Below are 13,708 nucleotides of genomic sequence, written 5' to 3' on the forward strand. Positions count from 1 at the left end.
CTCACAGCCCGACGTCGATGCCCATCAGGTCTGCGGCGAGATCCCCCGTTGCATCGGATGTGTTGCGACTGGCTTGCGCCAGCAGTAGATCAGGATCCTGCCTGGTGTGGATCACGATGGCCTGCAATCTGGCGCGGGCCAGTGCTACGGCCGCGAAAGGCCAGTACAGGCCCAGCGTGAGCACGATCAACAGCCAGTTCTGCAAGGACAGGCGAGCCATGTGGCCCCAGCCCAGGTGGCTCTTGAAACGAACCAGCCGGTTGCCGGTTTGTGTCCAGATCAGGTTTTGCATGCGGGAGCTGAAGTAGGGCCCTTGTATGACCTGCGTGATCAACAGGTAGGAGACGGCCACCACGCCCACGATCACGTTGCCCCAGGACATCAGGGTGCGTGCGTCTGGACGTTGCCCAGCCAGACTGACACCCATGGTGGCGGCCAGCACGGCCACGATCACGCCGATGCCGATCAGGGCCGCCACCGTCAGCAGGCCGGTTTTCAGAAAGATGCGCAGCACATCGCCAAACTTGGCTTTGAAGCTGGTTTGCAGTTGGCCCAAGGCGTAATGCTGGTGCTGGTATCGCTTGAGGCGCCACAGCATGTAGGGCCCCAGTGAACCCAGCCCCACCACCATCACCAGCCCGAGCACGACCCCGGCGAGGGCGCGCGGCAACATCACCGCCAGGATCACGCTCAGCAAGCCCACACCGATGCCGACCACGATGGGTTTGAGGAACACCATGTAGGCATCCTTGAGCGAGCCGTTGAAATGAAAGCGCAGCCCTCGCCAACTGGTCTGTGCCAGCCGGAATTGCAAGGAGGCGCGCATCAGGGCCGGCCAGATGCCTGCCAGGATCAGTGCGGCCACGGAGCCCGCCTCAGGAGACACCTTGCCGGCCACGGCATACAGCACCATCAGCAGGCTGACCAGCAGGTAGCCGCGCAGCATCTGTTTCGGGTTGCCATGAAAGGCCAGGGGATGGCTGATCACCACCGTGTTGCCATAGAAGTACTGCAGCTTGCGGACTTTGGCCCAGGGGTAGTAGAGGCCCAGCGTGACCAGCATCAGCAACAGATTGACGATCCAGATGCGGAAATACTCGCTGCCCGAGCCCGTGAAACGGATGGTGTGCAGGCTCACGGGGTGCGGCACAAGTGGCAAGGGGGGCTCGCCCGCGTTGTGGGTGATCAATGGCGAAGCAGTCATGCCTCCGGCCTGCGGGGCTGACGGACTGGTCTGATGCATGTATTTCCCTGTTTTTTATGGTCGTCGGCTCGCCCTTTGAGGGGAATCGGGCTCGCCGTGGATCAAGCGCGCCTACAATTTTTGAATGAATGAGCGCACTGACACCACTGAATTGTTCCCTGAACCGCCCCCTGTGGGCAACTCCCCCATGCTGGTGGGGCTCAATCCGGAGCAATTGGCGGCAGTGACCGCGCCCCCAGGGCCCGCCTTGATCCTGGCGGGGGCGGGCTCGGGCAAGACGCGGGTACTGACCACCCGCATTGCCTGGTTGCTGCAGACGGGGCAGGTGTCGCCCGCAGGCATCATGGCCGTGACTTTCACCAACAAGGCCGCCAAGGAAATGCAGGCGCGTTTGTCAGCCATGCTGCCGCTCAATACCCGAGCGATGTGGATCGGCACCTTCCACGGCCTGTGCAACCGCTTTCTGCGTGCGCACGCCAAGGTGGCGGGCCTGCCGCAGGCTTTTCAGATCCTGGATACGCAGGACCAGCTCTCGGCCGTCAAGCGCATCATCAAGGCGCTGAAGTTCGACGAAGAAAAGTGCATCCCCAAGCAGACGAGCTACTTCATCGCCAATGCGAAGGACGCCGGCTTGCGCCCCAAGGACATCCAGCCACGCGATGAGCTTGGCCGCATGCAGTTGGCCGTCTACCAGGCTTATGAAGACCAGTGCACGCGCGAGGGCGTGGTCGACTTTGCCGAGCTGATGCTGCGTACCTACGAGATCATGCGCGATCACCCCGAGGTGCGCGAGCACTACCAGCGCCGCTTCAAGCACATCCTGGTGGACGAGTTCCAGGACACGAACAACCTGCAGTACCTGTGGCTCAAGATGTTCGCGGGCAACCCTGCCGTGACCGGCAACAGCGTGTTTGCCGTGGGCGATGACGACCAGAGCATCTATGCCTTCCGTGGTGCCCAGGTGGGCAACATGGCTGATTTCGAGCGCGAGTTTCGTGTGCCGCGCGTGATCAAGCTGGAGCAGAACTACCGCAGCTTCGGGCACATCCTGGATGCGGCCAACACGCTGATCGCCCAGAACAGCAAACGCCTGGGCAAGAACCTGCGCACCGATGCGGGCCAGGGTGAACCCATCCGCATCTACGAAGCCAGCAGTGACTTTGCCGAAGCCGCCTGGATGGTGGATGAGGCCCGCCAGTTCAAGCGCGATGGCCAGCCCCTGCACGAGGTGGCCGTGCTGTATCGCAGCAATGCGCAGTCGCGGGTGATCGAGTCGGCCTTGTTCAATGCCGGCGTGCCCTACAAGGTGTATGGCGGATTGCGCTTCTTCGAGCGCGCGGAAGTGAAACACGCGCTGGCCTACTTGCGCCTGCTTGAGAACCCGAACGACGACACCAGTTTCCTGCGCGTGGTGAACTTCCCCGCGCGCGGCATTGGCGCACGCAGTGTGGAGCTGCTGCAGGACGCGGCTCGCTCGTCGGCGCGCAGCCTGAGCCAGAGCGTGACGGCGGTGCCTGGCAAGACCGGCGCCAATCTGCAGGGCTTCGTGGCCTTGATCGATGCGATGCGTGAAGCCACGCGGGGCCTCACGCTGCGCCAGATCATCGAGCATGTGGTGGAAGCATCCGGCCTGGCCGATTTCTATCGCAACGAGAAGGAAGGCCAGGAGCGGCTGGAAAACCTGGGTGAACTGGTCAACGCGGCGGAGGCCTTCGTGACACAGGAAGGTTTCGGCAAGGATGCCGTCGCGCTGCCTGTGGACGAGCCCGCGGGCACCTTGTCCGAAGGTCTGCCGGCGGCGGTGGCCCGCGTCGACACGCTGCCCGATGCCGAGACCGGCGAAATCATCTCGCCCTTGCTGGCCTTTTTGACGCATGCCTCATTGGAGGCCGGCGACAACCAGGCGCAGGCGGGGCAGGACGCCGTGCAGTTGATGACCATTCACGCGGCCAAGGGCCTGGAGTTCAACAACGTGTTCCTGAGCGGCCTGGAAGAAGGCTTGTTCCCCCACGAGAACTCCTTGAACACGACGGAAGGGCTGGAAGAGGAGCGCCGCCTGATGTACGTGGCGATCACGCGAGCCCGCCAGCGCCTGCACATCAGCTTCAGCCAGACGCGCATGCTGCACGGGCAGACGCGCTACAACATCAAGAGCCGCTTCCTCGATGAGTTGCCGGAAGGCGCCTTGAAGTGGCTCACGCCGCGCAACCAGGGCTTTGGCTCGGGTTTTGCCAAGTCGTACAACGATGCCTGGTCCAGCGGCAAGGGCATGGGCTCGATGGTGGGCGCAGGCGCCCAGCCTTATCGCTCGAATCAAGGTTCAGGCGGCTACGGCGGCGGCAGCCGCGGCGGTTATGGCGGCCAGCCCTATGGCGCGAAGAAGGAAGACGATTTCAAGGATCTCACGGCACCCTTGCCCAGCAAGATGGCGCAAGCCAAGACGGAAGGGGGCTTCCGTGCAGGCCAGAGCGTCTTCCACAACAAGTTTGGCGAGGGCGTGGTGCTCACGGTGGAAGGCAGCGGCCCGGATGCGCGCGTGCAGGTGAACTTCGGCCGACACGGCACCAAGTGGTTGATGCTGAGCGTGGCCAAGCTCACGCCAATCGAGTAAGGGCAATCGGGGTGGGGCACCCCGGCAACCAACTTACACCAGCCCGTTGCGGATGGCGTAAACCGTCAACTCGGAATTGTTGGTCAGGCCCAGTTTTTCCAGCACCCGTGCCCGGTACACGCTCACCGTCTTGGGGCTGAGCAGCAATTGCTCGGCGATGTCCGACAAACGCTTGCCCGACGCAATCATCACCAGGGTCTGCAGCTCACGGTCAGACAACTTCTGGTGCGCATCTTCCTGAGCAGGCGTGGTCAGGTTGTCGACCAGCATCTGCGCCATCTCGGGCGTGACGTATTTCTTGCCTTGCGACACGGTGCGCACGGCCGCCACGATCTGCGCCGCGTCGCTGCCCTTGTTCAGGTAGCCAGAAGCGCCGGCCTTGAGCGCCCGCATGGCGTACTGGTCTTCCGGATACATCGAGACGACCAGCACCTTGAGCGTGCTGCCTTCTTCCTTGAGCACATGCAGCACGTCCAGGCCGCTGCGTCCAGGCAGATTGATGTCCAGCACGAGCACATCGCAACTCTTGTCGCGCAGCAAGGTGCGCAGTTCACCGTAATCGGCGGCCTCGCCCACGACATCGATGTCTGGCGCATCGGCCAGCGTGTCGCGGATGCCGCGTCGGATCAGGGCGTGGTCGTCGCAAAGAATGACTTTGATCATGGTCGGGCGTGGGTGATCGCTCAGCCCCAAACAGTGGGGTCGTCCGGGTCAGTCTCGTTGCTTGAGCCGGATTGATCCAGATCGGGCAGGAGACGGTCAATGAAACCATTCTCGGGGCCGGAGAGCGGCACGGACAGGATCAAGGTGGTGCCGTCGGGGTTGCTGCTGATGTCAACCCAGCCGCCAACCGTTTCGGCCCGCTCATGCAGGCCACGGATACCAAAGGACCGTGCCTTGGCCAGATCTTCCGCGCTCAAGCCTCTGCCATTGTCAGTCACTTCGATGGACAAGACGCCGCCTGCCTGCGTCAGATCGACGCTGACTTTGCTGGCCTGTGCGTGTTTGGAGACATTGGTGAGCGCCTCCTGAGCAAAACGGTAGGCCACCAGGGGCACGCCAGGTGCGAGTTGAAGCTTTTCGTGGCTGGTGCGGAACGCCACTTGGAGCCCCGTGCGTTTGGCAAACCGGTCACTCATCCATTGCAGCGCCGCTACCAGGCCTTGCTCCAGGATGGCGGGGCGCAGGTTGTGCATGATGCGCTGGCTGGCCTCATGGGCGTGGCCAACCGACTCCAGCGCCTGTTGCACGCGCTCGGCGATTTCTGGTGAACCTGCGTGACGGGCAATCCAGGCCAGATCGAATTTCACGGCGGTCAGCGCGCCACCCACATCGTCATGGATTTCACGCGCGATGGCGGCACGCTCCTGCTCGATGCTGGTCTGCAAGTGCTGGGCAAGCTCGCGCAGTTGCTGGCGTGATCGGCTCAAGGCGTGGTCGGCACGCTGCTTGGCAATGCGGGTGCGGTTGGCCTCAATGGCCAGCAAGGCGGCAGGCGCCAGGCGGGCCAGATTGCTTTTGAGCAGGTAGTCGTTGGCGCCATTGCGCATGGCCTGCACGGCGATGTCTTCGCCAATTTCGCCCGATACCAGAATGAAGGGCACCAGCTTGCCCATCGAGCGAACCTTGTCCAGCGCGGCCAGGCCGGAGTAGCCCGGCAGGTTGTAGTCGGACAGGATCAAATCCCACTCCTGCTCCAGTGCTTCGGCCAGGGCCGCTTCGTTCTCTACTCGGACGATGTCGGTATTGATGCCGCCACGGCGAAGGTGCACGGCAACGAGCGCATGGTCTTCGTCGTTGTCCTCCAGATGCAGGACGCGCAGTTTCACAGGTGCCATGGTCTGGTGGCCGGAAAAGGCCGGTTCCGGGGTGGGGGGCATGTCGGGCACAGGCTCTTCGCTCCTTTGATCTGGCGATTTGCGCCAAGTTTTCCCGTGTCATTGTGAACACATGACTGCTGGAAATGCGAAAAATTCTAACAACTGGCAAAGCCGTGTGATCTTGTTGATATCGGTATTAAGGATCACCCGGATTCAGCCGAAAAGGTCCTTGTGCCAAGCCGTCTGGTCAAAGGCGGCCAGTTTTCGAAACCTGGTTGAGTGGAGCCAAGATGAGCTACGACGACGAATCCGTCGCTTCCCCGCCTCCCGAGATGCCTCTGTTGCTTGCAGCCGAGCTGCAAGACCATTTGATGACCGCTTCCAATGATCTGGAGCGGCTGCAACGCCTTCTGGACGACGCCTGCGTGGTCCTCATGGACGGCTTTCACGGTACGGCGGGTCAGCTGGGCGAGGTCATCGACCTGGGCCACGAGGTTACCCCCCATCTTCAAGCTGTCCGACAGACCCTGTACAAGACCGTGACGGCCTTGCAGTTCCAGGACATGGCGACCCAGTTGATCGCCCACACGAACAAACGCCTGCGAAATTGTGCCGACCAGATCGCCCGGGATGCCCTTGGCGACGACGACCCGGATGGCGCAGCGATTGTGGACGAAGCCCCCATGAAACCGAACCCGGTCACCCAGGACGAGGTGGACGCCGGTTCGGTCGAGTTGTTCTAAAGAAGCCGTCCCACCAGCCGAAATACCGTCCGCCTATTGACTGGTTTACCCCTTTCAGCCTGCTAACAAGCCTTCACTAAGCACCGGAGAGCGACATGCACTCGATTCTTGCCGTCGACGATTCTGCATCCATGCGTCAAATGGTTTCCTTCACGCTCAAGAGCGCTGGCTACAACGTCGTCGAAGCGGTTGACGGCCAGGACGCCTTCGAAAAAGCGCAGGGTCGCAGTTTCGATCTGGTGCTGACCGATCAGAACATGCCCCGCATGGATGGCATCAGCCTGACCAAGAAGCTGCGTGAAACCGCCCAGTTCAAGACCACCCCCATCCTCATGTTGACCACCGAGTCAAGCGACCAGATGAAGCAGGCAGGTCGCGCCGCCGGTGCCACAGGTTGGCTGGTGAAGCCCTTCGATCCGAACAAGCTGATCGAAGTGATTCAAAAGGTCATCCGCTAAGTCACGCGGACACAGCGTCACGACGAATTCCAGGAGTCAGAGATGGCAGAAACAAGCACTGACAACAGCTCGGCAGCAGGCATTGACCTCAGCCAGTTCTATCAAGTCTTCTTCGAAGAGGCTGGTGAGAACCTTGAGAACATGGAGCAGCTCCTGTTGGAGCTTGACATCACGGCTGCAGATGACGAGGAGATGAACGCCATCTTCCGCTGCGCCCACTCCATCAAGGGCGGTGCTGCGACTTTCGGTTTCAGCGATGTGGCCGAACTGACTCACCAGATGGAGACGCTGCTGGACAAGCTGCGCCGTCACGAACTGGTGCCCACGCCGCCGATGGTGGATGTGCTGCTCCAATCGGGTGACGCGCTCAAGGCCATGCTGGGTCGCCATCAGGGCTCCGGTGGTGATGAGGTCGATACCACTGAACTGCTATTTAATATTCGCGCCATGGTGGCCGGTGAGGCACCACCCGCTGCTGCTGCCGAGGCTGCTGACGCTCCCGTCGTGAAGGCCGAAGCGCCTGCTGCGTCAGTGGCCGCACAAGCCGCTGCTGGCGGTGCCGCACCGACCACGGGCAAGCGTGTCGTCGAGTTGCGCGTCGGCCCTCTGACCGACATGTCTCAGGCCGACAATCTGGTTGACCTGTTCAAGGAAATCACGGACCTGGGTACCATCGAGCCGCTGCCTGATGATCCCTCGCTGGCCAACACCCGCCGCTACAAGGTGGACACCGCATCGGCCGAATCTGACCTGATGGACTTGTTCACTTTCCATGTGGCACGTGAACAAGTGGCCTTCGTGGCTTACGGAGATGCTGCCGCACCCGCTGCGGCCGCACCAGCCAAGGATCCCGGCTACGGCTTCTTCGAGCCTGTCGAGGCTGCCGCCAAGCCTGCAGAGCCTGTTGCCGCACCAGAAAAGGGTTATGGCTTTTTTGACGATGCACCTGGTGCACCTGCTGGTGGCAAGCCCGCAGCAACCGCATCTGCTGAACCCCAGCAACCCAAACCGGTGGCAGCGGCTGCCAAGCCCGCCGCACCCAAGGCGGAGAAGCCCGCAGCGGCTCTGGAAGCCTCCACGATTCGCGTGTCGGTTGAAAAGGTCGACCAGCTCATCAACCTGGTGGGCGAACTGGTGATCACGCAGGCCATGCTGGCTCAGAACAGCCGTGGCCTGGACCCGGTCGTCTACCAGCAACTGGTGACCGGCCTGACCGATCTGGACCGCAATACCCGCGACCTGCAGGAAGCCGTGATGTCGATCCGGATGATTCCGATGTCGACGGTGTTCAGCCGCTTCCCTCGCATGCTGCGCGACCTGGCCAACAAGCTGGGCAAGAAGGTCGAACTGGTCACCCAGGGTGAAGCCACCGAACTGGACAAGGGCCTGGTCGAGAAGATCACCGACCCGCTGACTCACCTGGTGCGCAACTCCTGCGACCACGGCGTCGAAATGCCAGCAGATCGCCTGGCCAACGGCAAACCTGAAGTCGGCACCATCACCCTGGCGGCCTCGCATCAAGGTGGCTCCATCGTGATCGAAGTGCGTGACGATGGGCGCGGTCTGTCTCGCGAAAAGCTGCTGCGCAAGGCCCGTGAAAAGGGCATTGATGCCCCTGACAGCCTGACTGATTCCGAAGTCTGGAACCTGATTTTCGCACCGGGCTTCTCGACAGCCGATGTGGTGACCGATGTGTCTGGCCGCGGTGTCGGCATGGACGTGGTCAAGAAGAACATCACCTCGCTGGGCGGCACGGTGGAAATCGATTCCGCCGAAGGCTACGGCATGCGTGTGGCGGTTCGCCTGCCACTGACGCTGGCCATCATGGACGGCATGAGCGTGGGTGTGGGCGAAGAGGTCTACATCCTGCCGCTGTCGTCGGTGGTCGAGTCCTTCCAGGTCAGCCAGGAGATGGTCAAGACCATCGGTGGTTCCGGCCGTGTAGTGGAAGTGCGCGACGAGTACATGCCGGTGATCGAGCTGGAGAAGGTCTTCCAGGTGCCCCGTTTCGACTGGGAGCACAACAGCGGGATCATGGTGGTGGTCGAGGCAGAAAGCGGCCGTGTGGCCCTGCTGGTCGACGAACTGCTGGGGCAACAGCAGGTGGTGGTCAAGAACCTCGAGACCAACTACCGCAAAGTCAACGATGTATCGGGCGCCACCATCATGGGTGACGGCCGGGTGGCCTTGATTCTGGATGTGGGCAGCCTCGTGCGTCGCTCGCGTCACTGAGTTACACAGGAGACCATGCAATGGGCATGATGGAAAAACTGGACGTGCAGGCCGATCTGGCACGCGAGTACCTGACCTTCCGCCTGGGCGATGAAGAGTACGGCATCGACATTCTGAAGGTGCAGGAAATCCGTGGCTATGAAAACCCCACGCGCATCGCCAATGCACCGCACTTCCTCAAGGGAGTGGTCAACCTGCGCGGCACGATTGTCCCTATCGTCGACCTGCGTATGCGTTTTGGTTGCTCCTCGGCGGAGTACAACGCCTTCACCGTGTCGATCATCCTGCACATTGGTCAGCGCACCATCGGTGTGGTGGTGGACTCGGTCAGCGATGTGATGGAAATTCCCGCCGAGGCCATGCGCCCGGCACCGGAAATGTCATCGGCGATTGAAGCCACCTACATTCGCGGGTTGGCCCAGGTGGGTGAGCGCATGGTCATTTTGCTGGACATCGAGAGCATGTTGATGAGCCAGGATATGGGTCTCGTTGATTAAGGAGCTGGAAATGAACAAACTCAAGTGTGCTGTTGTCCTGTCCTTGTCCGTATTGACGGGCGTGGCCATGGCTGCTGATGGTGGCGCCACCAAGGATGATGCCGTGACGATGGTCAAGAAGGGCGTGGCAGCTGTCAAGGCTGGCGGTGCCGATAAAGCCTATGCGGAGTTCTCCGACAAGGGCAATGCAGCCTGGCACAACCAGGACCTGTATCTGGTGGTCTATGGGCTGGACGGTACCGTCAAGGCGCATGGTGCCAATGCCAAGATGATCGGCAAGAACCTCATCGAACTCAAAGACATCGATGGCAAGGCCTTCGTCAAGGAGCGCGTTGACCTGGCAAAGTCTCACGGGACCTTCTGGCAGGACTACAAGTTCACGAATCCAGAGACCAAGAAGATCGAGCCCAAGAGCATGTATTGCGAGAAGCTCGATGAAACCGTGGTTTGCGGTGGCATCTACAAGTAAAAACACTGGTTGAGTCCATGAAACTGCGTACTCAACTGTTGACCGCACCGGCTCTGGCCTGTGCGGTCTTGTTTTTGGCGCTGCTGGGTTTTGTCGGCGTCATGACCTCGTTCCAGAAAACGAGTCATCAGGTGCACGAAGCTAGCACCCATGAGCAGGTGGCCATCACCGGCGCGCAGGAAAAGCTAGCCGATGTGCACGTGATGCTCTATCGAACGATGGCCATCATGGCCTCGCTGGATGACGACAAGGCCAAGCAGATTCGAGGCAGCATTCCTGAGCGTGTGTCGCAAGTACGCCAGGTGGTGATGCAGTTGTTGTCGGATGCTGACAGGCAGTCCGACGCCGCCAAGGCGTTCGAGAAGCTGTCTCTTGACTATGTGAAGTCGGCCGACATGGCGATGGACATGGCCGCCATGGACCCCAATACCGGCGTGGCCGCGCTGCAGTCCACGGACGAGCAGTACAAGAAGCTGATCGCCCAACTGGTGATGTTGGTGGCCAAGGTGCAACAGCAAGCCCAGGTGGAAGTGCAAGCCGTGGAGGCCCATTCGACCCGTCAGATCATGCTGATTGCCGCGCTGTGCCTGCTGGGTGCGGGTGGCGCATTTGGCTATGCGTGGATGACGCAGGGTCGGATCATTCGTGATATCCATCTAGCGGCGCACGCAGCAGAAGAGGTGGCCCGGGGGCACTTCGATCAGAAGATTCAAAGCCTGCGCAATGACGAAGTGGGTCAGTTGCTGGATGCACTGGGGCGCATGGTGCGGGAGTTGTCGTCGTCGATCATGACAGTGCAGTCAGCGGCGACCTCCATCGGCCAATCGTCGTCCGAGATCGCAGCGGGCAATCAGGATTTGAGCAATCGGACCGAGAACACGGCGTCCAGCTTGCAGGAGACGGCTTCGTCCATGGAGCAACTGACGGGCACGGTGCGGCACACAGTGGAGTCGGCCCGCACGGCCAACAGCCTGGTGCACTCTGCCTCGGATGCCGCCAAGCGCGGCGGCGATGTCATGGGGCAAGTGGTGTCCAATATGGCTGACATCGATACCGCTTCGCGCAAGATCAACGAGATCATCAGTGTGATCGATGGCATCGCGTTCCAGACCAATATCCTGGCCTTGAATGCCGCCGTTGAAGCGGCCCGAGCGGGTGAGCAGGGGCGTGGCTTTGCCGTGGTCGCGGGTGAGGTCCGTTCGCTGGCCAAGCGCAGTGCAGACGCAGCTCGCGAGATCAAGTCTCTGATCAACTCCTCTACCGAGCGGGTTGAAGCGGGTACCAAGCTGGTTCAGGAGGCCGGTGCGTCCATGCAGGACATCGTGGCCGGCGTGGAGCGCGTGACGCAGATCATCAGCGAGATCACGCAGGCCGCCGAGCAGGAGTCGCACGGCATTGGCCAGATCAATGCGGCCGTGACGCACCTGGATCGGATGACGCAGCAAAACGCCGCATTGGTCGAAGAGTCTGCGGCAGCGGCCGAGAGCCTGAAAGCGCAGGCTCAGACGCTGACCGAGGTTGTGGGCAAGTTCAGGCTGTAGCCTTGGGGTTGCGGTAGACGTCGACCAGATCGCCCTCGGGGCCGAACAGGCGGGCGCGCCAGGCGTCTTCCAGGGCCTGGGTCTGCTGCTGCCGTGGGTGGAATTTGCGCCGCCAGAACTTGGGCATGTGGCGAAGCACATTGCTGATGAGCGCACCACGCCCGAACAGTGCCCGGTAGCCGCGGCGGTTTTCTGCGCGGTTGAACAAGTGTCCCTCCTTGATCAGCAGGCGCAGCCAGGCGGCCACCACGGCGGGCATCACGAAAAGGCCTACCAGCCATCCGGCCTGTTTGCGCTCCTTCTGGGTGCCGCCAATGAGCTCGAACACGTCATAGGCCACGGATTTGTGCTCCAGCTCTTCCAGCGCATGCCAGTACCAGAGCTTGAGCATCTCCGGATCGGACGATTCGGTCAGCGCCTTGTTGGTGAGCCACTCTTCGGCCAGGTGGGCGGTGAAGTGCTCCATCATCGTGGTGCAGGCCAGTTGCAGGCGCGGTGAGAAGCGTTCCAGCTGGCGCAGGCCGAAACGCACATAGCGTTCAGCCAGATCCACGTCCTGACCACGCTCGCGGAACAGTTCATTGAGCCGACCGTGCTCGCGGCTGTGCAGGGCCTCCTGGCCCATGAAGCCCGATACCTGGGCCTTCAGCACGGGATCCTGAATCTGATCGCGGAAGTGGCGCACCGATTCCATGAAGAAGCGCTCGCCCGGCGGGAAGGCGCCGGAAAACACCACGAACAGCAGGCTGGCCAGCGGGTTGTTGTCGTAGAAGAAGTAGCGGTCAGCGTTGCGTGAGAACTTGAAGTCGATGTGGCGGGGCGGGATGCCCACCTGGGCGCCGGTGAGGGAACGTGCTGCGGTGGCTTCTGACATGTTGGCGTCTCCGTACTGAAGGTGGCACGTTGGCTTGACGTGCACGATAATCAGCGCCAGTTTGTTCCGAATTTTTATTCGGATTCAATTCGGATCTCTGTTTTCCCGCCGAAGGCCCCTTGCCCATGCAACGCATTCCCCGACAGCAGCGCGCCAAGTCCACCGTCGAAGCCATCCTGGACGCGGGCTACATCAGCCTGGGGCGCCACGGCCTGGCGGGCACGACCACCACGCACATCGCCGATATCGCGGGCGTCAGCGTGGGCTCGCTGTACGAGTATTTCAAGAACAAGGAAGCGATCTACGAGGCCATGCGGGACCGCTTCGTGCGCGATCTGATCGGTGTCTTGCAGCCCTTGACGCCGCGCATCGTGCGCCTGCCGCTGACGCAGGCCATCCCGACCATCCTGTACGACGTGCAGGCACTCCTGCTGCGCGATGAGCAACGTTACCTGCAGTACGCGCGAGAGGTGTTCAATGCCGATGTGCGTTTCGATCTGACCGATGTGTCGCGCTCGTTGGGCGACATCATCGTGCAGTTCCTGCTGCACAACCCGCAGTACGCGGGCATGCAGCGCTTTGCCGCGATGAGCTATATCTTCGTCAACGCGGGGATGTTCACCGTGATCCGTCACATGTCGGATCCGAACCCGCCCATCACTTACGATGAGCTCGTGGACGGGCTGGCGCACATGGTGAGTCACTATGTGCGCATGGAGCGCCAGCTTGCAAGGCGGCAGGGTGGCACATCCGGGGGAGCAGGGGCCTCGGGGAGCTCAGGGGAAGCGCAGGCCTGAGCGCCCGCTTGAATTCAGCGGGCTCGCAGGGCGCTGGCCACCAGCGCGTCGAGTTGCTCCAGTGGCATGGCCAGACGCCCGGCGGCGTCGACTACCTCACGCTGCATGGGGGCCCACACCGGTGCAGGCCAGCGCGCATCCCAGTCATAGCGGGCGATCACGTGCCAGTGCAGGTGCGGCACCACATTGCCCAGCGAAGCCAGGTTGATCTTGGAGGGCGACAGCGCCTCGCGCAGCACGGTTTCGACCTTGGCCACCGCTTGCATGATGTGGCTGCGGTCTTCCGGGACCAGGTCGGTCCATTCGGCGACGTGGTCGTTCCAGATGACGCGGTAGAAGGCGGGGTGATCCGCATCTTCAGCGCGGATCACGCGCAACTTGTCCGTGCGCACGATGAGGATGCCCCCATCCTGCACGCACAGTTCGCATCCCACGACGCGCGATGTATCGAGTTGTCCCATG

General features: G+C 61.7%; 13 protein-coding genes. 8 read left to right on the plus strand and 5 right to left on the minus strand.

Annotation, left to right across the window (positions count from 1 at the left end; all coding sequences use genetic code 11):
- Position 1: 1 nt before the first annotated feature.
- Entirely contained in the window at positions 2 to 1,204 is a 1,203-nt protein-coding gene (locus HY836_RS14955; protein ID WP_290677379.1) for a YjgN family protein, read from the minus strand.
- 124 nt (positions 1,205 to 1,328) lie between these two features.
- Between HY836_RS14955 and HY836_RS14960 the strand changes: the two genes are divergently transcribed.
- Entirely contained in the window at positions 1,329 to 3,815 is a 2,487-nt protein-coding gene (locus HY836_RS14960) for a UvrD-helicase domain-containing protein (protein ID WP_290677382.1), read from the plus strand.
- A gap of 33 nt (positions 3,816 to 3,848) precedes the next feature.
- On the opposite strand, the gene HY836_RS14965 is transcribed toward HY836_RS14960, so the two are convergent.
- A complete protein-coding gene (locus HY836_RS14965) occupies positions 3,849 to 4,478 on the minus strand; it encodes a response regulator transcription factor (RefSeq protein ID WP_290677384.1) in 630 nt (209 codons plus the stop codon).
- A 20-nt stretch (positions 4,479 to 4,498) separates the two neighbouring features.
- Positions 4,499 to 5,695, minus strand: a complete 1,197-nt coding sequence (locus tag HY836_RS14970; protein WP_290677387.1) for a response regulator — start codon at positions 5,693 to 5,695, stop codon at positions 4,499 to 4,501.
- Positions 5,696 to 5,925: 230 nt separating this feature from the next.
- Here HY836_RS14970 and HY836_RS14975 point away from each other — a divergent pair, with 230 nt between their 5' ends.
- The 6 genes from HY836_RS14975 (at position 5,926) to HY836_RS15000 (ending at position 11,575) form a co-directional block, all read left to right on the plus strand.
- Positions 5,926 to 6,378: a hypothetical protein gene (locus tag HY836_RS14975; RefSeq protein ID WP_290677390.1), complete on the plus strand. Its 453-nt coding sequence runs from the start codon at positions 5,926 to 5,928 to the stop codon at positions 6,376 to 6,378.
- Positions 6,379 to 6,473: 95 nt separating this feature from the next.
- Positions 6,474 to 6,836 carry a response regulator gene (locus HY836_RS14980; RefSeq protein ID WP_290677393.1) on the plus strand — a complete coding sequence of 121 codons (363 nt, stop codon included), beginning with the start codon at positions 6,474 to 6,476 and terminating at the stop codon, positions 6,834 to 6,836.
- 42 nt (positions 6,837 to 6,878) lie between these two features.
- The gene (locus tag HY836_RS14985; RefSeq protein ID WP_290677395.1) at positions 6,879 to 9,068 is read left to right on the plus strand and encodes a chemotaxis protein CheW; all 2,190 of its coding nucleotides are present in this window, start codon (positions 6,879 to 6,881) and stop codon (positions 9,066 to 9,068) included.
- A gap of 20 nt (positions 9,069 to 9,088) precedes the next feature.
- Complete coding sequence (locus HY836_RS14990; protein WP_290677398.1) at positions 9,089 to 9,565, plus strand: chemotaxis protein CheW; 477 nt, start codon at positions 9,089 to 9,091, stop codon at positions 9,563 to 9,565.
- A gap of 10 nt (positions 9,566 to 9,575) precedes the next feature.
- Positions 9,576 to 10,034, plus strand: coding sequence for a cache domain-containing protein (locus HY836_RS14995; RefSeq protein WP_290677401.1), 459 nt, complete (start codon positions 9,576 to 9,578; stop codon positions 10,032 to 10,034).
- A 17-nt stretch (positions 10,035 to 10,051) separates the two neighbouring features.
- Positions 10,052 to 11,575, plus strand: coding sequence for a methyl-accepting chemotaxis protein (locus tag HY836_RS15000; RefSeq protein ID WP_290677404.1), 1,524 nt, complete (start codon positions 10,052 to 10,054; stop codon positions 11,573 to 11,575).
- Here HY836_RS15000 and HY836_RS15005 read toward each other — a convergent pair.
- Positions 11,565 to 12,449, minus strand: coding sequence for a metal-dependent hydrolase (locus HY836_RS15005; RefSeq protein WP_290677407.1), 885 nt, complete (start codon positions 12,447 to 12,449; stop codon positions 11,565 to 11,567). The two genes, HY836_RS15000 and HY836_RS15005, sit on opposite strands and share 11 nt — an antisense overlap.
- A gap of 125 nt (positions 12,450 to 12,574) precedes the next feature.
- Here HY836_RS15005 and HY836_RS15010 point away from each other — a divergent pair, with 125 nt between their 5' ends.
- The gene (locus tag HY836_RS15010) at positions 12,575 to 13,246 is read left to right on the plus strand and encodes a TetR/AcrR family transcriptional regulator (protein ID WP_290677410.1); all 672 of its coding nucleotides are present in this window, start codon (positions 12,575 to 12,577) and stop codon (positions 13,244 to 13,246) included.
- A gap of 14 nt (positions 13,247 to 13,260) precedes the next feature.
- On the opposite strand, the gene HY836_RS15015 is transcribed toward HY836_RS15010, so the two are convergent.
- On the minus strand, positions 13,261 to 13,707 hold the full coding sequence (locus HY836_RS15015; RefSeq protein ID WP_290677413.1) for an HIT family protein: 447 nt from the start codon (positions 13,705 to 13,707) through the stop codon (positions 13,261 to 13,263).
- Position 13,708: the final 1 nt, after the last annotated feature.

It is taken from the genome of Aquabacterium sp., assembly GCF_016234775.1.
In the GTDB taxonomy this organism is placed as follows: domain Bacteria; phylum Pseudomonadota; class Gammaproteobacteria; order Burkholderiales; family Burkholderiaceae_C; genus Aquabacterium.

Bases quoted from the DNA above. Each gene is read 5' to 3' on its own strand.
- HY836_RS14955 (WP_290677379.1), bottom strand. From the start codon at position 1,204: ATGACTGCTTCGCCATTGATCACCCACAACGCGGGCGAGCCCCCCTTG.
- HY836_RS14960 (WP_290677382.1), top strand. From the start codon at position 1,329: ATGAATGAGCGCACTGACACCACTGAATTGTTCCCTGAACCGCCCCCT.
- HY836_RS14965 (WP_290677384.1), bottom strand. From the start codon at position 4,478: ATGATCAAAGTCATTCTTTGCGACGACCACGCCCTGATCCGACGCGGC.
- HY836_RS14970 (WP_290677387.1), bottom strand. From the start codon at position 5,695: ATGCCCCCCACCCCGGAACCGGCCTTTTCCGGCCACCAGACCATGGCA.
- HY836_RS14975 (WP_290677390.1), top strand. From the start codon at position 5,926: ATGAGCTACGACGACGAATCCGTCGCTTCCCCGCCTCCCGAGATGCCT.
- HY836_RS14980 (WP_290677393.1), top strand. From the start codon at position 6,474: ATGCACTCGATTCTTGCCGTCGACGATTCTGCATCCATGCGTCAAATG.
- HY836_RS14985 (WP_290677395.1), top strand. From the start codon at position 6,879: ATGGCAGAAACAAGCACTGACAACAGCTCGGCAGCAGGCATTGACCTC.
- HY836_RS14990 (WP_290677398.1), top strand. From the start codon at position 9,089: ATGGGCATGATGGAAAAACTGGACGTGCAGGCCGATCTGGCACGCGAG.
- HY836_RS14995 (WP_290677401.1), top strand. From the start codon at position 9,576: ATGAACAAACTCAAGTGTGCTGTTGTCCTGTCCTTGTCCGTATTGACG.
- HY836_RS15000 (WP_290677404.1), top strand. From the start codon at position 10,052: ATGAAACTGCGTACTCAACTGTTGACCGCACCGGCTCTGGCCTGTGCG.
- HY836_RS15005 (WP_290677407.1), bottom strand. From the start codon at position 12,449: ATGTCAGAAGCCACCGCAGCACGTTCCCTCACCGGCGCCCAGGTGGGC.
- HY836_RS15010 (WP_290677410.1), top strand. From the start codon at position 12,575: ATGCAACGCATTCCCCGACAGCAGCGCGCCAAGTCCACCGTCGAAGCC.
- HY836_RS15015 (WP_290677413.1), bottom strand. From the start codon at position 13,707: ATGGGACAACTCGATACATCGCGCGTCGTGGGATGCGAACTGTGCGTG.